This is a genomic window from Bradyrhizobium sp. SRS-191 (genome assembly GCF_024586915.1).
GTDB lineage: Bacteria > Pseudomonadota > Alphaproteobacteria > Rhizobiales > Xanthobacteraceae > Bradyrhizobium.
The window spans coordinates 106,592-128,698 of sequence record NZ_JANBVS010000005.1 but is presented as its reverse complement, the minus strand read 5'-3'; the positions used below and the strand labels follow the sequence as shown (position 1 = coordinate 128,698).

At 65.0% G+C, this 22,107-nt stretch carries 6 protein-coding genes and 1 tRNA gene; all 7 read left to right on the top strand.

All coding sequences use genetic code 11. The features are described 5' to 3' along the window. The first annotated feature begins 120 nt into the window (after window positions 1-120). Window positions 121-206 (top strand) — tRNA-Tyr (locus tag NLR35_RS11310). Between the two features lie 130 nt (window positions 207-336). Then, on the top strand, window positions 337-1,896 hold the full coding sequence (locus tag NLR35_RS11305) for a TolC family outer membrane protein (protein WP_374940805.1): 1,560 nt from the start codon (window positions 337-339) through the stop codon (window positions 1,894-1,896). A 152-nt stretch (window positions 1,897-2,048) separates the two neighbouring features. Then, the gene (locus NLR35_RS11300) at window positions 2,049-4,346 is read left to right on the top strand and encodes a type I secretion system permease/ATPase (protein ID WP_257166619.1); all 2,298 of its coding nucleotides are present in this window, start codon (window positions 2,049-2,051) and stop codon (window positions 4,344-4,346) included. 1 nt (window position 4,347) lies between these two features. Then, complete coding sequence (locus tag NLR35_RS11295) at window positions 4,348-5,682, top strand: HlyD family type I secretion periplasmic adaptor subunit (protein ID WP_257166618.1); 1,335 nt, start codon at window positions 4,348-4,350, stop codon at window positions 5,680-5,682. A 464-nt stretch (window positions 5,683-6,146) separates the two neighbouring features. Next, window positions 6,147-6,983 carry a transglutaminase-like cysteine peptidase gene (locus NLR35_RS11290; RefSeq protein WP_257166617.1) on the top strand — a complete coding sequence of 279 codons (837 nt, stop codon included), beginning with the start codon at window positions 6,147-6,149 and terminating at the stop codon, window positions 6,981-6,983. Window positions 6,984-7,065: 82 nt separating this feature from the next. Beyond that, entirely contained in the window at window positions 7,066-7,416 is a 351-nt protein-coding gene (locus tag NLR35_RS11285) for a hypothetical protein (RefSeq protein WP_257166616.1), read from the top strand. Between the two features lie 413 nt (window positions 7,417-7,829). Continuing rightward, window positions 7,830-22,052: a VCBS domain-containing protein gene (locus NLR35_RS11280; protein ID WP_257166615.1), complete on the top strand. Its 14,223-nt coding sequence runs from the start codon at window positions 7,830-7,832 to the stop codon at window positions 22,050-22,052. Window positions 22,053-22,107: the final 55 nt, after the last annotated feature.

The window sequence follows — 22,107 nt, the reverse complement described above, 5'->3', positions numbered from 1 at the left end:
ATCATAAGGGCCCCGGTCGCGCGCGCCCCTTCATCCGGGCCCCCGGCCTTACCGTCTTCATGGCGCTGATGGTCACTCAACCGCTGTTTTCCGCGGCCGGCCTTCAACTGCCATCGATACGGGGGAGTGTCCCGAGTGGCAAAGGGAGCTGACTGTAAATCAGCCGCCTCATGGCTTCGCAGGTTCGAGTCCTGCCTCCCCCACCATTCTTGATAAAGATTAGAAATTTCTCCGGTTGCAACGCAGAGTCGCCAATCTGCAACATCGCGTCGATTTTTCGCCGGAAGTGTGGCGGGGTTCCTTGCGGGTTGATCGCGGCTTTGTTACCGATCCTGTATGTTGAAGATCATACATTCACTCGGTTTCATTTGTGTCGTGGGAATGGGCTTTAGCCCGGCGTTTGGGGCAGAACCTTTCACGATTCAAGACGCCATCAATCAGGCGGTGAAGACCAATCCGGGCGTCGGCGAGGCGGCAGCCAATCGTCGCGCCACGGAATCGGAGCTTCGCCAGCAGCAGGGAACCCTGCTCCCGCAGGTCCGGCTCGATGCGAGCGCCGGACCTGAAATGCTCAAGCAATATGTCACGCCAGCGCCGAACAATAATGGTCGCTATTTGCGCGGCCGTGAGGCCAGCGTGGTCGTGCGCCAGCTGCTGTTCGATGGATTTTCCTCCATCAACGAAGTGTGGCGACAGGCTGCGCGCGTGGATGCGGCTGCGTTCCGCGTGCTCGAGCGTACCGAGCTGATCGGGCTCGACGCCGCCGAGGCCTATGTGGACGTGGTGCGCTACACCACGCTGGTCGGCTTGGCCGACAAGAACCTCAAGGTCCATCTCGAGCTGCGCAAGAACGTGCTGGCGCGCTTCCAGGGTGGCCGGGCCGGCGAGGGCGATACGCAGCAGGCGGAAGAGCGCGTCGCCGCAGCGCAGGCCGTGCTCGAGGAATTCCGTCTCAGCCTGGAAGTGGCGCGGGCGAAGTATCGCAAGGTCGTCGGCGTCGAGCCGTACAATCTGCGCTTCCCCGGCCGTCTGCCGGACCTGCCGCGGGACAAGGCGGAGTCGCTGGACATCGCCTACAAGTTCAATCCGACGCTGCGTGCCGCCGCAGCCGACGTGACCGCCGCCAAGCGTGGCTTCGATGCCACCACGGGAAGCTTCCTGCCGACGGTCTCGCTCGAGGGACGCGCGACCACCGGCAAGGAGTCGGTCACCTACAACAATCGCTATGACGAGGTGAGCGGCAAGGTCGTGGCGTCCTGGGACATCTTCAACGGCGGCCAGAACTCGTGGCGCCGTGAAGAGGCCGCGCAGCGCATGATCCAGGAGCAGCAGAAGCATGCCCGGCTGCAGCGTGATGCGCTGGAGTCGATCGACAAGGCCTGGGCGGCCCGGATCATCACCGCTGATCGTGTGGGGGCCCTGGTCCGTGACGTCGAGGCTGCCCGCCGCACCTTCGTCGCCTACAACAAGGAATACGAGCTCGGCCAGCGCACGCTGATCGATCTCTTGAACTCGCAGAACCAGTACTTCAACGCCAACGTGTCGCTGGTGTCGGCGCGCGGAGTCGTCGTGTTCGCGGACTATCAGCTGCTCGCCGCGATGGGGCAGATGCTGGCCTATCTGAAGACCGGCCACCCGCCGGAGACCGAGCCGCTCGACGCGTCTGGTGGCTTCATCGGTTATCGCCTGCCGCCGGTGCGACTGAGCGCGCCGTCGCCGGGACCGGAGCCGCTGAACGCTGCAGGTCCGGTGCCGATGTTCGGCCAGGACGGTGCGGCGAAGCAGCCCACGCCGATCACCTTCGGCGATCGCTGGGCCTCGAGCGATCCTGCGGACTCGCCCCTCTTCGTCACGTCGGGCAAGTACGGCGGCTACGGTGGCCCGGCACCGAAATAGTTAGGATGAATAAAAAGGCTGGCGCAGACCGCGCCGGCCTTTCTCATTTTCGCATTTACTGTGCTGCCACATACTCACCCTGCTACCGGCGAAAGCCCCGAAAAACCTGGGGCGTAGCCACAGAATTGGGCTAAACGACAATCATTAGCACAATGCGCTGGGCGCAGGCGCGCGTTGCCTGGCTGGCCCGCTGGATTTTTGAGGCGTCGTTGAATATTCGTCCGACCAGATTTGAGCTGGAAGAGGCGCCCGTGTTGCCGCCGCCCGGCGTATCCGCACCGGCTTCTGATCCTCTCAGTGATAGTCTGCTCTATCTCGCGGCCCATCACGGCCGAGCGCTGAGCCGCAGCGCGCTGCTGTCGGGTTTGCCGCTCGACACCGGCGTGCTCACCATCGGCCTTTACGATCGCGCTGCGCGCCGCGCCGGACTCGAGGCGCAACTCGTCGAACGGCCGCTCAGCGAGATTCCTGCTTTGGTGCTGCCGTGCGTGCTGATGTTTCATGACGGCACCACCCGCATCCTGCTGACCGTCGATGAGGCGGCCGGCCGCGTCACCATCGTCGACCCCTCGCACAACGAAGCCCCCGCGATCGAGCGCTTCGAGGCGGTTGCGGCCCGCTATGTCGGCTTTGCCTATCTCGTGCGGCCTGCCGCGGTCGCCGATGCGCGCGTCGATGCCGCCGGCGAGGTGCCGAAGACCCATTGGTTCTGGTCCATCGTCAGCCGTTTCGGCGCGAATTATGGACACGTCGCGATCGCTGCCTTCATCGTCAACATCCTGGCGCTGGCCGCGCCGCTGTTCACGATGAGCGTCTACGACCGCGTCATTCCGAACGGCGCCATCCCGTCGCTGGTGGCGCTCGGCATCGGCCTTGCGCTCGCCATCGGCTTCGACTTCCTGCTCAAGGTAGTGCGCAGCCGCATCATCGACATGACAGGCAAGAAGATCGACGTGGTGCTGGCCGCCAATATCTTCGAGCACGTGATGGCGCTGAAGATGGACAAGCGGCCTCCGTCGGTCGGCATCCTCGCCAACCAGATGCGCGACTTCGACTCGGTCCGCGAATTCTTCACCTCCGGCACCGTGGTGTCGGCGACCGACATGCTGTTCGCGGTCGTGTTCATCATCGTGCTGTTCGTCATCGCAGGCCCCATCGCCTGGATTCCGTTCTTGATGCTGCCGGTGATGATCGCGGTCGGCCTTCTGATCCAGCGGCCGCTCGACAAGGCGATGCGCAAGATGCAGGCGCAGTCGGCGGCGCGGCATGGCATCCTGGTGGAATCGCTGAACGGCATGGAGACCGTCCGCGCGGTGGCCGGCGAGAGCCGGGTGCAGACGGTGTGGGAGCGCTCGGTGGCGGCACAGGCGCGCTCCAGCGAGGACGTGCAGTTCTGGGCCTCGATGGCGATGACCGCGGCGTCCGTGGCCAGCCAGCTGTGCAGCCTGCTGCTGGTGGTGGTCGGCGTGTTCCTGATCCTCGACGGCAAGCTCTCGGTCGGCGCGCTGGTCGCGGCCAACATGCTGTCCGGCCGCGTGCTCGGTCCGATCGCCGGCATCGCCGGGCTGATGACGCGCTTCACCCAGACCACATCGGCGCTGCGCTCGATCGACCGGCTGATGTCGCTGGACCGCGAGCGGCCGCCGGAAAAGATCTACGTCGCGCGCGAGATCAAGCAGGGCCGCATCCAGTTCAAGAATGTCAGCTTCTCCTATCCGGGAAGCCAGGCCAAGGCGCTCGACAACGTCTCCTTCGACATCAAGCCCGGCGAGAAGATCGGCATCATCGGCCGCGTCGGCTCCGGCAAGACCACGGTCGGCCGCCTCGCGACCGCATTCTATCCGCCGACCGAAGGCTCGATCCTGATCGACGGCATCGACATCCAGCAATATGACCCGGCGGATCTGCGCGCCGGCATCGGCTTCGTGCTGCAGGATACTGACCTGTTCTACGGCAAGCTGCGCGACAACATCACGCTCGGCCGTCCCGCAGCGACCGATGAGGAGGTGCTGGAGGCGGCGCGGCTCGCCGGCGTCGAGACCTTCATCGCCGGCCATCCGCAGGGCTATGAGATGATGATCGCCGAGGGTGGCCGCAGTCTGTCGGGTGGCCAGAAGCAGGCGATCGGGCTTGCCCGCGTTCTCATCCGCAAGCCGCGCGTGCTGTTTCTCGACGAGCCGACCGCGCATTTCGACGTCCGCAGCGAGGGCGAATTCCTCGAGCGGCTGAAGGTCCTGGCCAAGGGCGACAAGGCCGGCGAGATGTCGATCATCGTCTCGACGCATCGGCCGTCGCTGTTGTCGCTGGTCGACCGCATCCTCGTGTTCGACTCCGGCAAGATCGTCGCCGACGGGCCGACCGCGCAGATCCTCACCATGCTGCGTCCGCAGCCGCCCGCGGCAGCACAGGGCGTGACCATGGCAGTGAAGCCGGTGCAGGGCGCGAAGTAACATGTCGCACAGTGATTTCGCCTTCTCCAACGACATCCGCGCGGCCATCGAGCTGCGCACGCCGAAGACGGCGCGGATGCTGCTGTTCGCCTCGCTCGGCCTGTTCTTCACCTTCCTCATCTGGGCGCATTTCGCCGTGCTCGACGAGGTCAAGCGCGGCAACGGCAAGGTCGTGCCGTCGCGTCAGACCCAGGTGGTGCAGTCGCTCGAAGGCGGCATCATCGCCGATCTCCTGGTGCAGGAGGGCGCGATCGTCGAGAAGGACCAGCCGCTGGCGCGCATCGAGGACACCAATTTCGCCTCGCAGTTCGGCGAAATTCGCGAGCGCCGTGGCGCGATGGCGGCGCGTGTCATCCGGCTCGCGGCGGAAACCGAAGGCCGCAGCCCGGTCGTGTTTCCCGACGACCTCGCCGCGGACGCTCCGCGCGCCGTGCAGAGCGAGCGCGCCGTGTTCGACGCCCATGCCCGCAAGCTGGCGCAGGACGTCGACGTCGTGCAGCAGCAGGAGCAGCAGAAGAGCAAGGAGATCGACGAGCTCAGGGCGACCGAAAAGCGATTCTCGGAGACGCTGACCCTGCTCAATCGCGAGCTCGGCCTGACCCGCAAGCTCTATGAGCAGAAGGTCGTGCCGGAGATCGAGATGCTGCGCGCCGACCGCCAGGCTACCGACATGCGCGGCCAGCTCGCGGTCGTACAGGCGAGCATCGTCAAGACGGAAGCCGCCGTGCAGGAAGCGCGCGCCCGACGGCTCAACATCGTGACCGCCTTCCGTGCCCAGGCCGAGGACGACCTCGCCAAATCCCGCGCCGATCTCGCCGTCCTCGATGAGAATATCAAGTCGGCCCAGGACCGCGTGCGGCGGACGGAGCTGCGCTCGCCGGTGCGCGGCATCGTCAATCGCCTCAACGTCACCACCATCGGTGCGGTCGTCGCGCCCGGCGCCAGCCTGATGGAGATCACGCCGCTCGACGATACGCTGCTGGTCGAGGGCCGCATCCGGCCGCAGGACATCGCCTTCATCCGTCCCAATCACGAGGCGGTGGTCAAGCTCAGCGCCTATGATTCGTCGGTGTATGGCTCGCTGCACGGCCGCGTCGAGCGCATCAGCGCCGATACCATCACGGATGAAAAGGGCGACAAGAACGAACGCGGCGAGACGTTCTATCGCGTGATGGTGCGAACGGAGAAGAACCATCTCGGCACCGCCGAGCAGCCGCTTCCGATCATTCCGGGCATGGTCGCCACGGTTGAGATCCTGACCGGCAAGAAGTCGGTGCTGGACTATCTGGTCAAGCCGGCCCGCATGCTGCGCGACGAGGCGCTGCGCGAGCGCTGAGCGTCCGTCTCGCAAGCCGGCTGTGGCGGCCGATGGCCGCCAGGGCAGGCGGGCAGCGGTATCCAGGAGCTCACCGATTGCGGCGTTTCATTGCATGTTGCTGCGCTCGCGTGGGCCGGGGGCGTCCCGAAAAATAGGTACAATTTGATACGGTCTGGTGCGGCGCTGTTAGTCGCATCGGCAAACATGGCCGCCCTGGTCGGCCCCGTTTAACCGGCCCGAAGCAGCGCCGGTTCTATCCCTGATCCCCATAACGACCGGGACAGGGACCGACACGGGATGTCGGCCGATGCCCCGGAGCATACGGGGCGTCAGTGATGTTGCGGATCGATCGGCCGCGGGGAGTCCCGCGTGCGCTAGGGCTTGCGCTTGCCTTCTCGGTAATGGCCGGCTGTGCCGGTGTCGCGTCCGCCGAGACGTCGGCTCGCAGAGCCCAGCGGGATACGGCCGACACAGCTCTCTCCGTGCCGCCGCCCGTTCGCTTCTTCACCATCAATTCTGTACTTGCGAAGCACGACGGCCTGCGCCGCGCGGCTTCTGGACCGGTCGAAGTGGCGTCGACCGACGCGGCGACGCGCGTCGGGATCGGCAGCGACGCGCCGCAAGGACCCGCGGTCGCGGCGCCGAGCGACGAGCCGTTCGGCCTGATGACCTTCCGTGCGCCCGAAGGGCTGTTGTGGATCAAATGGCGCGGCGTCCAAGGCGCAATGGCCAGCGAGCGGATGTCGGTCGAACGCTGCAACGGCGATGACGCGCGCTGCTCGCCGTCGGAGCGCAGCTTCGTGGCGTTGAAACGGCTCGCTGCGGCGGCCACCGACGCCCGTGTCCGCGCGGAGATCGTCAATCGCGGCGTCAATCAGGCCGTGCGCTATGTCAGCGATGATCAGCAGCACGGCTCGCCGGACGTCTGGAGCTCACCGCTGCAGACCTTGCGCAGCGGGCTCGGTGACTGCGAGGACTACGCGATCGCCAAATATGCCGTGCTGCTCGCTGCGGGAACGGCGGAATCCGATCTCAAGCTGTTGCTGGTCCGCGACCTCGCCGTGCGGCAGGACCACGCGGTTCTCGCCGTGCGGATCGACGGCAAGTGGCTGGTGCTCGACAACCGTCGGGCCGCCCTGATGGAAGGCCGCGATCTGCAGTCCTTCATGCCGCTGTTTGCGATCGATCATCGCGGCGTCAGCCTGTTTGCCGCGCCCTATGCCGAGCGGCTGCACCATGAAAGCGAGAGCGATCTCGCGCCGGCCGCCGAGGCCGAGACCGGTGGTAGTTGGGAGCTTGATCGGCCGCTTCTGCTCTGAGCTGCGCGGACATGACGGCTTGTGGAAGAGGCTGTTTGCGGTCTTAATGCGCGCGGGGAAGCTGGCGAGCAGAGGGATAGCAGTGAAGATCAAGCAACTCATGATTTCCGGGGCAGTGGCCCTGTCGGCGCTCGGTGGATTCATCGGTAGCGCAAAGGCACATGATCTCATGCTGCCTGGCGCAGCCTTCGCGATCGCCTGCGACAACGGCGGCTCTTACGTGCTGCGCTCCCGTCCCGTCCTTGCACCGGGACAAATCGTCACGGGCGAGCTGCGCCTCAGTCCGCGTCACGCGATTCCGGTTCGCTTGATCCCGATGGGCGATGGTTACCGTTATGCCGGCCGCGGTGTGTGGCTCGATGGCATCAATGATCAGGCTTTGTTGTACCTGCGCAAGGACCAGCCGATCCCCTGCGTCGTCAGCCGGATCTGACCTCGCGCGCATTTTTCAGCATTTCAGAAGAATAACCCGCGCCTGCCGCAAATAATTTGCGGCGGGCGAGTTCCATTTCGTCGATTTTGAGGCTTTCCCGCCACATTCGGGCGACGCGCGTATTGCCGCGCTCAAGTATAGATCTTGCGAATACTAGCCGACACCGCGCCGTCTATACAGACTAGCGTCGATCTAGTCTTGGGGTGCGCGCCCCATTCCCCCCAGTCGTAAAGCATTCTTGCTAACCGGTTTACCTTGGTAAACGCGGCTGCACTTGACTGCATTTACCCAAAGTCCCTAAAGTCCGGTTAAGAGACCTTGCTAATATTGACCCGAATTAAACTTTAATAATAGTTTAATCGCAGAAAAATGGGAGCGCCACCAAGGCGCCCCGCATTTGGAGATTGTGGCGCATGAATGCTCCTGTCCTGCTGGCCCAGTTGACCGGCACGTCCTCGCAGCCATCCAGCGTCTCTGCCAAGCATGTGAAGATCGAGAAGCCGCAGGGCAGCCAGGCTGTCACGGTTCATCTCGATGGTCAGAACCAGATCGATTTCAGCGACATCGCCAGCGAGAAGCTGACCTTCGTCAAGATCGGCAATCGCCTGATCATCCTGTTCGACAATCAGTCGACGGTGTCGATCGACCCGGTGTTCGACAACAACGGCGCGCCGCTCAAGGACGTCAGCTTCGAAGTCGGTCCCGACCGCATCATCAATGGCGATCAGTTCGCCGAGCTGTTTCCGGTCACGACCGATCAGTCGGTGCTGCCGGCGGCCGGAACGCCGGGTGCGCCTGGCGTGCCCGCGGGCGCAAATTTTGGCGGCTTCACGATCGATCCGCTGACCGGCGGTACGCCGCTGGCGCTGCTGGCCGGCGAATCGCTCGGGAGCAATTTCGGCCAGGCTCCGACCACGCCGAACTCCACGCCGATCCCCGGTGGCGTCCAGCCCGTGCTCCTCAACGAGGACGGCCTGTCCGAGGGGCGGCCCGGCGGCCCCGGCGACGTCGGCGGTGTGGCGACGAGCTTCACCGGCTCCTTGAACGTCGATTTCGGCACCGACGTGATCGGCCGCGCCTTTGCGTTCGCGGCCTCGCAGCCCGGTCTCGCAGGCCTGACGTCGGGCGGCGAGGAGGTGCATTTCGCGATCACCACGATCAACGGCCAGCCCGAGCTGATCGGCTACATCGGCGTTGATCCGTCGATCGCAGCCAACCAGGTCTTCACCATCACGCTCGACGCGAATTCGACGATCGAGGGGACCTACACGGTCACCTTGCTGCGTCCGCTCGACCATCCGGTGTTCGGCACCGAGGACACGCTGAACCTCACCGTCAATGTCATCGCGATCGATGGCAGCGGCGACACCGCGCCGGTAACAATCGTGATCGGCGTCAACGACGATTCGCCAGTCGCGGCGACGGTCGAGACGCCCAGCCTTGCCGAGCAGACCAACGGCGAGGGGGGCTTCGTGCAGACCACCGAGACGGTGGATCTCGGCATCTCCTGGGGCGCCGACAACGGCAACAGCAAGGTCGACGGCGGCTCGAACGGCACTGTGGTGGACGGCGACCGCTCGCTGGTGTTCGCGTCCTCGGACATCGCGACGCTGCAGGCGCTCGGGCTGACTTCCAACGGTGAGACCATCTCGTACAGCGTCTCGGCGAGCGGCACTGAGATCATCGCCACCGCCGGCAGCGGCGATAGCGTGCGCACCATCTTCACGGTCACGCTGTCCGACACGGGATCCGGCAGCTACACCTTCACGCTGTCCGACAATATCGACCACAACGGCGTCCATGGCGCGTCGCAGCCGCTGACCTTCAATGTCGTGGCGACCGATGCCGACGGCGACCCGGTCAATAGCGCCTTCACGGTGAACATCGGCGACGACGGTCCGAGCTTCGGCGAGAGGCCGAGCTACTCGGTGGTCGATGAGGACGGCCTCGGCAATCCCGGCGACAGCTACCATCCGGGCGGCGACGAGGGCGGCTCCGAGGGCGAGAGCGTCAAGCCTGTGGTCATGAAGGCCGGCAGCGGCGGCGACGCCGATGGCGAGGACCTCACGGTCACCGAGACGCTCGGCATCCGCTGGGGCTCCGACGATGCGAACATCAACGTCGATGGCGGCATCAACGGTGCGCCGGTCAATGGCGACCGCGCCGTCACCTTCTCGGCCGACGTGGTGTCGACCCTCGAGGCGCAGAATCTCACCTCCGACGGCTTCGCGCTGCGCTACGAGCTGTCCTCCAACGGCACTGTGCTGACCGCCTATCGCTACGACGCCGAGCACGAAACCTATGTCGGCGCCGACGGCAAGCCGCTGAACGTCGAGGGCAGCGAAGGCCTTTCGGGCGCGGCGGTGTTCACGGTGTCGCTGTCCGACGTGGACCGCGGCTCCTACACCTTCACGCTGTCGGGCAATCTCGATCATCCGGTGCACGGCGCCGAGGATGACATCACGCTCAATCTGGGCTTCGTCGCCACAGATTCCGACGGCGACCAGATCACCGACACCTTCACGGTGAAGGTCAACGACGACGCGCCTGTTTTCGGCGAGAAGCCGAGCTATTCGGTGGTCGACGAGGACGGCCTCGGCAACGCCGGCGACAGCTACAAGGGCGGCAGCGACGCCGATGGCGAACACCTGACGGTGACCGACACGCTCGGCATCCGCTGGGGCGCCGACAGCGCCAACAGCCATGTCGACGGCGGCATCACCGGAGCGCCGGTCAATGGCGACCGCGCCGTCACGTTCGCGCCCGACGTCGTGGCGACGCTCGAATCGCAGCACCTGACTTCGGACGGCTTCGCGCTGCGCTATGAACTGTCGGCCGACGGCACCACACTGACGGCCTATCGCGCCGACGCGGTCAGCGAAGACAGCGAAGGCGGCTCCGGCACGCTGGTATTCACGGTGTCGCTGTCCGACCCGGGCTACGGCTCCTACACCTTCACGCTGTCGGCCAATCTCGATCACCCGGTGCACGGCGCCGAGGACAACCTCACGCTCAATCTCGGCTTCGTCGCCATCGATTCCGATGGCGACGCGATCACCGACACCTTCACCGTCAAGATCAACGACGACGCGCCCGTCATCGGCGCGGAGCAGAGCTCGGGCCAGGTCGACGAGGACGGCCTCGGCAATGTCGGCGACAGCTATGCGGAGAGCCACGACGCAGCCGGCGCCGACCTGACGGTCACGAAGACGCTCGGCATCCTCTGGGGCGCTGACAGCGCCAACAGCCATGTCGATGGCGGCATCGACGGCTCGCCGGTCAATGGCGACCGCGCCGTGACCTTCGATTCGATGGCGATCCCGTCGCTCGCCGAGCTGGGGCTGACGTCGAACGGCATTGCCCTGACCTATGCCGTTGCCGAGAACGGCACGCTGCTCACCGCCTACCGCTACGACGGCGAGCACTATATCGACGCCAACGGCCAGCCGACGGACCAGGCCAACGCCGCGGTCTTCACCGTGTCGCTGTCGGACCAGAATGCCGGCTCCTACACTTTTACGCTGATCGGCAATCTCGATCATCCGGTTCACGGCAGCGAAGACAATCAGGCGCTGTCCTTCAGCTACACCGCCACGGACTCCGACGGTGATGCGATCAACGGCAGCTTCGTCGTCGAGGTCAATGACGACGCCCCGGTGATCGAAGGCAAGCCGAGCCATGCGGTCGTCGACGAGGACGGTCTCGGCAATGACGGCAACAGCTACGACGATGGCGGCGACGTCGCCGGCGCCGACCTGACGGTTACGAAGACGCTCGGCATCCTCTGGGGCGCCGACAGCGCCAACAGCAATGTCGATGGCGGCATCAACGGTTCGCCGGTCAACGGCGATCGCGCAGTCACCTTCGCTGCGAACGTGGTTGCCTCGCTCGAGGCCCAGAATCTGACGTCGGACGGCTTCGCGCTGCATTACGAGGTCTCGTCCAACGGCAATGTGCTGACCGCCTATCGCTACGATGCCGCGAACGAGACCTATATCGGCGCCGATGGCAAGCCGACGGAGCAGGCGGGCGCCGCGGTGTTCACCGTGTCGTTGTCCGACAAGGACGCCGGCTCGTACACCTTCGAGCTGACGGGCAATCTCGATCATCCGGTGCATGGCACCGAGGACAATATCACGCTCAACCTCGGCTTCGTCGCGACCGATTCCGATGGCGACGCGATCAACGGCAGCTTCACTGTCGACGTCAATGACGACGCGCCGACCTTCGGCGAGCCTGCCGGCGTTTCGGTGGTCGACGAGGACGGGCTCGGCAATCCCGGCAATTCCTATGCTGATGGCAAGGACGCCCCCGGCGCCAGTCTGACGGTGACCGATTTCCTCGGCATCCAGTGGGGGGCCGACAGCGCCAACAGCGACGTCGACGGCGGCATCAACGGAGCGCCGGTCAATGGCGACCGGGCCGTGACGTTTGCTTCGGACGTGGTCACCACGCTCGAGGCCAAGCATCTGACGTCGAACGGAGTCGGACTGACCTATGTCGTGTCCGAGAACGGGACGCTGCTGTCGGCCTATCGCTATGACGCCGCGCACGAAACCTATGTCGACGCGAACGGCAAGCCGACGGACGATCCGGCCAGCGCCGCGGTGTTCACGGTGTCGCTGTCCGACCAGGGGCAGGGCGCCTATACTTTCACGCTGATCGACAACATCGATCACCCCGTCCGCAACACCGAGGACGACGTCACGCTGACGCTCGGTTTCGTCGCCACCGATTCCGACGGAGACGCGGTCACCAACACCTTCACCGTGAAGGTCAATGACGACGCGCCGGTGCTGAACCGGGAGATTCCGACCGGCGTGGTCGACGAGGACGGCCTCGCGACCGGCATTGCCGGTGGCCCGAACGACGTCCCCGGCCAGAACACGATCGCGACCGGAGCCCTCGGCATCTCCTGGGGCGCCGATAGCGCCAACAATCTCGGCAATGTCGGCATCACCGGCGCCGCGCCGGTCACCGGCGATCGCGCCGTCACCTTCGCGTCGGACGCCACCAGCACGCTCGCGGCTCAGCACCTGACCTCGAACGGCGTGGCCCTGACCTACGCCGTCAGCGACGGCGGCACGCTGATCACGGCCTATCGCTTCGACGGCCAGCACTACATCGACGGCAACGGCAACTGGACCAACAGCAAGGCCAACGCCGCGGTGTTCACGGTCAAGCTGTCCGACCTGGATTCCGGCTCCTACACGTTCACGCTGCTGGACAATCTCGATCACCCCGTTCCGAACACCGAAGACAACATCGCGCTGACGCTGAAATACGTCGCGACGGATTCAGACGGCGACCAGGTCGGCGGCTCGTTCAAGGTGAACGTCAATGACGACAGCCCGGTGGCTCAGACCGGGACGGGCAAGAGCATCAACGAGGCCGCTCTCAACGCCGGCGGCGATTGCGGTTTCGACGGGCGCGACGACGGCGAGCGCCATGGCGACGATGGACATGGCGATGATGGACATGGCGGCAGCAGTGATCCGCAGGTCACCGGCGCGCTGAACATCAACTGGGGCGCCGACAACAACGACAGCGGAGCCGCCGATCGCTCGGTCCGCTTCACCAATACGTCCAATGCCGCGGCCGATGTCCACGTGACCAACGGCAGCGATGCCGCGCTCAGCGGGCTGACGTCGGACGGCCAGACCGTGAAATACGCCTTCGATCATGGCGTGCTGGTCGGCTACACCGGCAGCAATCTCGCCTTCGGACAGCGCGTGTTCGAGGTCTCGCTCGATGACGACGGCAGCGGCACCTACACGTTCAAGCTGCTCGGCAATCTCGATCATCCAGCCGGGCAGGGCAGCAACGTCGTCAAGCTGACGTTCGACTACACCGCGACCGATTCCGACGGCGATTCGAGCAGCAACACCTTCACCGTGACCGTGGTGGACGACGTCCCGACCATCGGGCATGCCGAGAACGAGACGGTCAGCGAATCCAACCTGCCGACCGATCTCTACGACGTGGCCTTTCCGGACTCGCCATATTCGACCGTGCAGACCGGCCGGCTGGCCATCTCCTGGGGCGCCGACGACAACGACTCCGGCGCAACCAACAACCGCTCGGTGTCGTTCTTCAACACGGCCGCGCCGGAGGGCCTGACCTCGAACGGCTATGCGGTCAGCTATGTGATCTCGGCCGACGGCACCACGCTCTCGGCGGTCACCACCGACCACCGCACCGTCTTCACCGTGACGCTGAGCGATGACAGCGACGGCAGCTACAAGTTCGCGCTGCTCGACAACATCGACCATAGCGGCGCCGGCACCGACAGCCGGACGCTGAATTTCGGCTTCAAGGCAACCGATTCCGACGGCGACAGCGCCACCAGCAGCTTCAGCGTCTCGATCACCGACGACGTGCCGACGATCGGTTGCCCCGAGGACGAGACCGTCAGCGAAGCCAGCCTGCCGACGACGAGTTACGACACCAGCCATCCCGATGCGTCGAACTCGACGGTCCAGACCGGGAACCTGGACATTTCCTGGGGCGCCGACGACAACAACAGCGGCGTCGGTCACAACCGCTCGGTGGTGTTCACCACGTCAGCCGGTGCAACGGGCCTGACCTCGGACGGCTCGGCGATCAGCTACACGGTCTCCAGCGACGGCACCTTGCTGACGGCCGTCAGCGCCGACAACCGTACCGTCTTCACCATCCAGCTGTCCGACAGCGGTGACGGCAGCTACAAGTTCACGCTGTACGACAATCTCGATCACCCCGCATCGGGCGCCAGCAAGGACAGCCTGCCGCTGAGCTTCGGCTTCAAGGCGACCGATTCCGACGGCGACAGCGTTACGAGCACGTTCAAGGTCAACGTGATCGACACCGCCCCGACCGCGGCAGCCGGCGACTCCCGGACCGTCGACGAGGACGATCTGTCGAACGGCACCGATTCCTCCAAGGAATCGACCACCGTCAGTGGCGATCTCAACATCAGCTGGGGGAGCGACGACAACAACAAGACCGCCGGCGGCGGCCTCGGCGACCGCTCGGTCTCGTTCCGCTATTCAAGCGCCAGCGCCAATGTCGACGCCGAGGACAGCGCGGGCCGCAACCTGAACCTGACGTCGGACGGCCAGACCGTCAAATACGCGTTCGAGAACGGCGTGCTGGTCGGCTACACCGGCAACGATCTCGCGCACGGCACCCGTGTGTTCGAAGTGTCGCTGAGCGATCAGAACGACGGCTCCTACAGCTTCAAGCTGCTCGGCAACATCGATCATCCCGCCGGCTCCGGCGAGAACATCGTCAATCTCTCGTTCAGCTTCACGGCGACGGACGGCGACGGCGACACCTCGAGCAACAGCTTCACCGTCTCGGTCAAGGACGACGTGCCGGTGGTCGGCACGCCGAACGGCGCGACCCTGACCGAGAACACCACCGGTGCGGCGGGAGCGGAGGTGTTCGAGACCCAGACCGCCTCCAACGTCGCGCTCAACATCAATTGGGGCGCGGACGACAGCAATTCCGGCTCGGCCAACCGCGGCATCGCCTTCGATCCGACAATCGACAGCGGCGACGTGGTGCGCACGGCCGGCTCCGGCAGCCCGGCGCTGACCTCGAACGGCGTGACCGTGCAGTTCATCCGCGTCTCGGATACGGAGATCTGGGGCGTCGCCAACGACAATGGCGGCTCGCTGACGCTGAACGACCGCAAGGTGTTCCACATCACGCTGTCCGACAACGGCTCGGGCAGCTACACCTTCGAGCTCCTCGACAATGTCGACCACGTCGGCAGCGGCCAGGCCAATGCCCTGTCGCTGAAGCTCGGCTTCACCGCGACCGACGCCGACGGCGATCCGGCCACCGGCAACTTCACCGTCACCATCAACGACGACAACGGCCGGCCGGCGATCGGTGCGCCCGTGGCCGGCGTGGTGGACGAGGATGGCCTGTCCGGCGGCAACACGGCGGCTGCGAGCGGCGACGTTCTCGGTGCGAGTGTCTCCGCCACCGGTTCGCTCGCGATCTCCTGGGGCGCCGACGACAACAACAGCGGCTCGGTCAATCGCGCCGTCACATTCTCCGGCTTCACCAACGGCGCGAACGCGTCCTCGGATGCCGGCCTGCTCAAGGTCAATGGCGAGCAGGTCAAGTACTGGGTGGTCGGCAACACGCTCTACGGCTTCACCGGCTCCAATCCGGCGAATGCCAACACCGCGCCGGCAGCCGCCAACCAGGTGTTCAAGGTCAGCCTCGATGATTCCGGCGCCGGCAGCTACAATTTCACGCTGCTGAAGCATGTCGATCATCCGGCCGGGCAGGCCGAGAACGACATCAAGCTCACCCTCGGCTTCACCGCCACCGATGCCGATGGCGACAGCACCAGCTCGTCCTTCGTCGTGACGATCAACGACGACAGCCCTGTGGCGACCACCACGGTGTTGTCGGCGGCGGTCTATGAGAGCGAGCTGCCGAATGGAACGGTGACGGTCTCGAGCGGTGGCCAGCATGGCGGCGACCTCAACGGCGACGCCAACGGCAACGATTCCTACTACACCGGCAACCTGACCTCGCTGGTGTCCTTCGGCGCCGACAAGCCCGGCACCTATGTGGTCGAAAAGACCAACCTGGCGCCCGAGCTGCTGTCGCTGACGTCGGGTGGCGTGGCGCTGACCTACAGCATCGACACCGCCAACAACATGCTGGTCGCGAAGGCCGGCAGCGTCACGATCTTCGAGTTCCAGGTCGATGCCAACAGCGGCCAGTACTCGTTCCGCCTGAAGGGCGCGCTCGACCATGTCGGGACCGGTCATGACAACACGCTGACGCTCGATCTGTCGACGGCCGTCACAGCCGTGGATTCCGACGGCGACTCGCTCGCGCTGCACGACCAGATCATCGTCACCGTCAACGACGACAGCGCGCAGTCGCAGGACGTGGCGACGGTCGCGATCTCGGAGGCCGCCGGCGACGTCTCGACCGGCGCGGTCGATCTGAAGATCATGTATGGCGCCGATGGCGACAGCTCAGGCCCGTCGGTGACCTTCGCCGGCGTCTCGCCGGTGCGCGTTTACGACGCCGGCCATCACCCGATGTCCGGGCTGACCTCGCTCGGCTTCGGGCTGAGCTACGTGCTCTCGGCAGATTCCACCACGCTGACCGCCTATCGCATGAGCGGCAGCAACTATATCGGCCAGAACGGGCAGGTCACCGGCAATGCCGCCGACGCGGCGGTGTTCACGGTGACGCTGTCGGACGCCGGCACCGGCTCCTACAACTTCACCCTGCTGCAGCCGCTCGATCATCCGGCTCCGATCGGCACGGCGAGCGCAGCCGACCAGTATCTCGATCTCAACTTCGCCTTCGCGGTGCAGGATGGCGATCACGACATCTTCAACAATAACTTCACCGTCCGGGTGGATGCGGCCGGCACCGTCACGACGACGCGCTACGACGCGCCGAACTCGCCGGTGTTCGTCAATCTCGGCGACAGCTCGGCCACGATCCTTGGTGAAACGGTCGCTGCCCACAGCGTGACCGACAGGGCGTCGGTCACCGACAAGGTGGTCGGCATCGACAAGCTCGGCGGCGTGACCGAGGCGCATGGCTCCGGCGGCGACGACATCCTGGTCGGCGGCAGCGGTGTCGACGTGCTCTATGGCGGCGCCGGCAACGACGTCATCAAGGGCGGAGGAGGCGACGACCGGCTGTTCGGCGGCGCCGGCAACGACAAGTTCCTGTACACGGTCGGTGACGGCAACGACGTCATCGACGGCGGCGCGGAGTCCGGCTCGGCGTTCCCGAACTACGACGTGCTGGAGATCACCGGCGACGGCAACGCGCGCAATTTCACCATCGGCAAGACGACGACGGGCACCGAGATCAATCCGGCCGCCAATGACGGCGGAGTCAACGCCACCGATATCCTGGTGCGCTATGACGGTCCGAACGGCGCCACCATCCGCGCCGACGAGATCGAACGCGTCACCATCACCGGCGGCACCGCCAGTGACACGTTGACGATCACCGATATCACCAGCACCGCGATTGCGCCGTCGACCATCGTGTTCAACGGCGGCTCGGGCAACGATACGCTCGATCTCACCCGCTTTGCCGGCAACACCAGCGTGGTGTCGGACGGCGGTGGCGACACCGACACGGTGAAGTTCGGCTTCCAGCTTGCCGAGGCAACCTATACGAAAGTGTTCGACGGTCAGACCCTGATCGGCGTGCAGGTCACCCACAACGGCGTGACCGACACCTTCACCAATTACGAGAGCTTCACCTTCACCGACGGCACCCGCACCCTGACGGGCATCTTCAACACGCCGCCGGCGGCCCACGACGACAAGGTGCAGACGACGGAGGATTCTCCGCTCTCGATCAACTCCCTGTTGAGCCTGCTCAACAACGACACCGACGTCGACAACAACACCTTGACGGTCACCGGCGTCGGCAATGCGACGCACGGCACGGTTTCCTTGACCAACGGCAATCCGCTGTTCACGCCGGACAAGAACTTCTCGGGCGTCGCCGGCTTCGACTACACGGTGAGCGACGGCGATGGCGGCACGGCGACGGCGCACGTCACGGTCGATGTCGCACCGAAGACCGACTCGCTGACGCTCGGCTCCATGGACCTCGGTCCGGCCTCGGGCGCCGAGGACTCGGCGATCAGCCTGAAGGTCATCAGCGCCGCGGTCACGGACCAAGACGGCTCCGAAAGCCTGCGGGTTCTGATCTCGGGCTATCCGGCAGGCGCGACCTTCTCAGTCGGCCATGCCGGAACCGGCGCGGACACCGGCAAATGGGTGATTGACGATCAGACCGCGATCGCATCGTTCGACAGCAACCCGCTGAAGGTAACGCCGCCGGCCAACTACAACGGCACGTTCAAGCTCTCGTTCGTCGTGGAGACGACGGACCACGCGACGCTGTCGGACGGCAAGGACCATACCGACGTCTCGACGGTGTCGTTGCAAGACATCGATGTCACGGTGACTCCGGTCAACGACCCTGCGGTGATCACCGGAGATGCCACCGGCACGATCGCCGAGGAGGGCGGTATCGCCAACAGCCAGAGCAGCCCGCTCTACGGCATCGCCCGCGGCGACCTCAATTCGACCGACGTCGACGGTCACAACGACGTCTGGCAGGCGGCCTCTTCGAACACGGCCAACGGCTACGGCTGGTTCGACATCGGCACTGACGGCAAGTGGACCTACGGGCTCTACAACAACAACCCGACGATCCAGGCGCTGAAGGAAGGCCAGACCACGCTGACCGACAGCTTCACGGTCTATACGGAGGACGGCACTCCCCAGACGGTGACGATCCAGATCATCGGCAACAACGACGCACCGACGCTGCAGAACGCGATCTCGGACCGCAGTTCGGCCGAGGACCAGCCGTTCAGCTTCACCATCCCGGCGAACACCTTTGCCGACGTCGATGGCCGCTTCGACGGCAGCAACGGTCCGCTGACGCTGGAGGCCGTCCAGCAGGACGGCAGCGCGCTGCCGGCCTGGCTGCATTTCGATGCGGCGACCGGCACCTTCAGCGGCACGCCGCCGGCGAATTTTGCCGGCGCAGTGAATGTCACGGTCTATGCCGGCGACGGCGAATATGCCGCCTCGGACACGTTCACGCTGACGATCACGCCGGTCAATGATGGCCCGGCCACCGTGACGGTGTCGGGCAATGCGATCCAGGGCCAGATCCTGACCGCCAATCTCGGCAGCGACCCGGATGGCGCGGCCTCCAATGTGGCCTATCACTGGCTGCGCGACGGCGCCGTGATCAACGGTGCAACCGGATCGACCTACACGCTCGGCGCCAATGACGTCGGCCACAAGATCTCGGCCAATGTCACCTATACCGACGGACAGGGCTTTGCGGAGAACGTAACCAGCGGCCAGACCGGCTCGGTCTCGACGCCGAACCATGCCCCGGCGTTCGGGTCGGGAACGATCGCGGGCAGCGTCACCGAGGACGCCTCCTATGCCGCCTCGACCGGCAACCTGATCCAGAACGGCACGTTCAGCCTCTATAACGGCAGCTGGTACACGCTGAATGCGTGGACGGTCGGAGGCGCCCAGGCGGTCACGGTGATGGGGGGCCACACGGACGGCGGCTCGGCTGATTTCTACGGCGCATCGAGCTCGATCAGCCAAACCATCAGCACCGTCGTCGGCATGACCTATACTGTCGACTTCTACGTGGAAGCCAACGGCACGCCCGTGACATCGGCCGTGAACGGCACCACCGTTCTGACGTCCGGCACCTGGCATGCCGGCTGGACGGAGCAGACCTATCAGTTCACGGCGACGTCGACGTCGACCACCATCAAGTTCGCGAGCGCAGGCGGTGCCCTCATCGACGACATCTCGGTGCAGGTTGCGGGCGTGACGCCCGGGGTCGAGAAGGCGTCCGGCGCGATTGCCTTCACCGATGTGGACGGCGACAATCAGACGGTGAGCTACACCACGCCGGCCGGGAGCAACTATTACGGCACGTTCAACGCCACGGTCGACAACACCAGTCACAAGGTGAACTGGACCTTTACCGTCAACGACTCGGACATCCAGTCGCTGCGCGCCAGCGATCACATCGATCAGACCTACACGGTGAAGATCGACGACGGTCATGGCGGGAGCACCACGCAGGACGTCACGGTGACCGTGAATGGCGTCAACGATGCGGCGTCCATCACCGGCACGGCGACCGGCACCGTGAAGGAGGACGGCACGCTCGCCGCCAGCGGCAAGCTGACGGTGGCCGACGTCGACACGGGGGAGAACCAGTTCCAGACCCCGGCGTCGCTGGCCGGCACCTATGGCACCTTCACCTTCGATGCGGCGACCGGAGCCTGGGGCTATACGCTCAACAACTCCGCGTCCAACGTGCAGGCCCTCAACGACAGTGACGTCAAGCACGACACGCTGACGGTGAAGTCGGTCGACGGCACGGCGAGCCAGATCATCGACGTCACGATCAACGGCACCAATGAGCCTGGTCCGCTGGCGGTTGTGGACACCACGAGCGCGGACGGGCGCTATGCACTGTCGCAGAACACCGACTCGCCGAACACGATCAGCCTGAATGCTGCATCGCTGTTCTCGGGCGGAAACGGGCCGGTCACCTACAGCTACGCGCTCGTCTACAGCTCGACGGGCGACGACAGCTGGATTCACCGCAGCGGCACCCAGTTCGCGGGTGATCCGAACAACAACGACGCCGGGCTGTACGTCTACAAGGTGACGGCAACCGACTCGTCGTCGTCGGTGACGACCTACCTGGCTTTCAGCGCGCTCGACAACCAGGCGTACAACCTCACCATCAACTCGACGTCCAGCAATCCGAACGTCGCTGGTTCTGCTCCCTGGCTGTCCGGTTTCAGTGCTTATGATGGCGATGCGATCACCGCGACGGTGGACAACCTGATCGAAGCCAACGCCAATAACGGCAACGACGTGATGATCGGGTCGAACGGCACCAACGGCAACGTCTTCAACGGCGGCGCCGGCGACGACGCGATCTACGGCCTCGGCGGCAACGACACGCTGCTCGGCGGCGCCGGCAACGACTTCATCGACGGTGGTGCCGGCAACGACACGATCCGCGGTGGAACCGGCAACGACGTCATGCTCGGCGGCTCCGGCAACGATCGCTTCGACTGGGCCATCAACGACGGTGTCGACGTCGTCGACGGCGGGACCGGCACGGACACCTTCTCCATCGAGGGAACGAGCGGTCAGGATTTGCTGTACGTGACGCTCTCGAATGGAACGATCACGGACGTCAACGGAACGAAGCTGACCAATATCGAGTCGGTGATCGCCGATCTCGCCGGCAGCTTCAACGACACGCTGACCTACACCACGACGGAGGCGGTCAACGTCGATCTGGCGGCAGGAACTGCGACCGGCTTTACGTCGCTGCTCAATGTCGAGCGAGTGACCGGCGGCTCCGGTGACGACACGCTGGTCGGCAACAGCCTTGCCAACACGCTCAACGGCGGCAACGGCAACGACATCATCCGCGGCGGCGGCGGCGACGACACGATCGACGGCGGTGCCGGAATCGATCTGCTCGACTTCTCCGACGCCACCGCCGGCATCAGCTTCACGCTGGTGCAGGGCAGCAACCCGACTTACATCGGCGCCAACCTGTCGGGTGTCGGCCATGATACCTATAAGAACATGGAAGGCGTCATCGGGTCGGCGTACAACGATGCGCTTTACGGTTCGTCGGGCGACGACGTCTTGATCGGCGGCCGTGGCAGCGATCAGCTCACCGGCAACGGGGGCTCGGATACGTTCAAGTGGCAGGCCGGCGATTTGACCGGCGGCGGCGTCGACGCGATCCTTGATTTCCAGACCGGCACGTCCGGCGACGTCATCGATCTCTCGGCGCTGCTCGCCAACGTCTCCGGCAACCACGCCGATGCGGTGCGGTTCGTCGACAGCTCGAACCCGAGCCACTCCAGCCTCGCCTCGGCCAATGGCGCCGGCGTGCTGAGCAATGGCGACCTGATGGTGCAGATCAATACCGGCTCCGGCTGGACCAATGTCGCGACCATCAAGGACACCGGAGCCAACCTCACGGGCGGCGATGACGTGATCAAGATGATCCTCGACAACAGTCATACGCAGACCCAGGTCCACGTCTGATCTGACGCGCCTCGGACAAGGCAAAGGGCCGCCGATGAGGCGGCCCTTTTTGATT

Excerpts from the sequence above, each read along its gene's own strand:
- NLR35_RS11305 (WP_374940805.1), top strand. The coding sequence starts at position 337 with ATGTTGAAGATCATACATTCACTCGGTTTCATTTGTGTCGTGGGAATG.
- NLR35_RS11300 (WP_257166619.1), top strand. The coding sequence starts at position 2,049 with ATGCGCTGGGCGCAGGCGCGCGTTGCCTGGCTGGCCCGCTGGATTTTT.
- NLR35_RS11295 (WP_257166618.1), top strand. The coding sequence starts at position 4,348 with ATGTCGCACAGTGATTTCGCCTTCTCCAACGACATCCGCGCGGCCATC.
- NLR35_RS11280 (WP_257166615.1), top strand. The coding sequence starts at position 7,830 with ATGAATGCTCCTGTCCTGCTGGCCCAGTTGACCGGCACGTCCTCGCAG.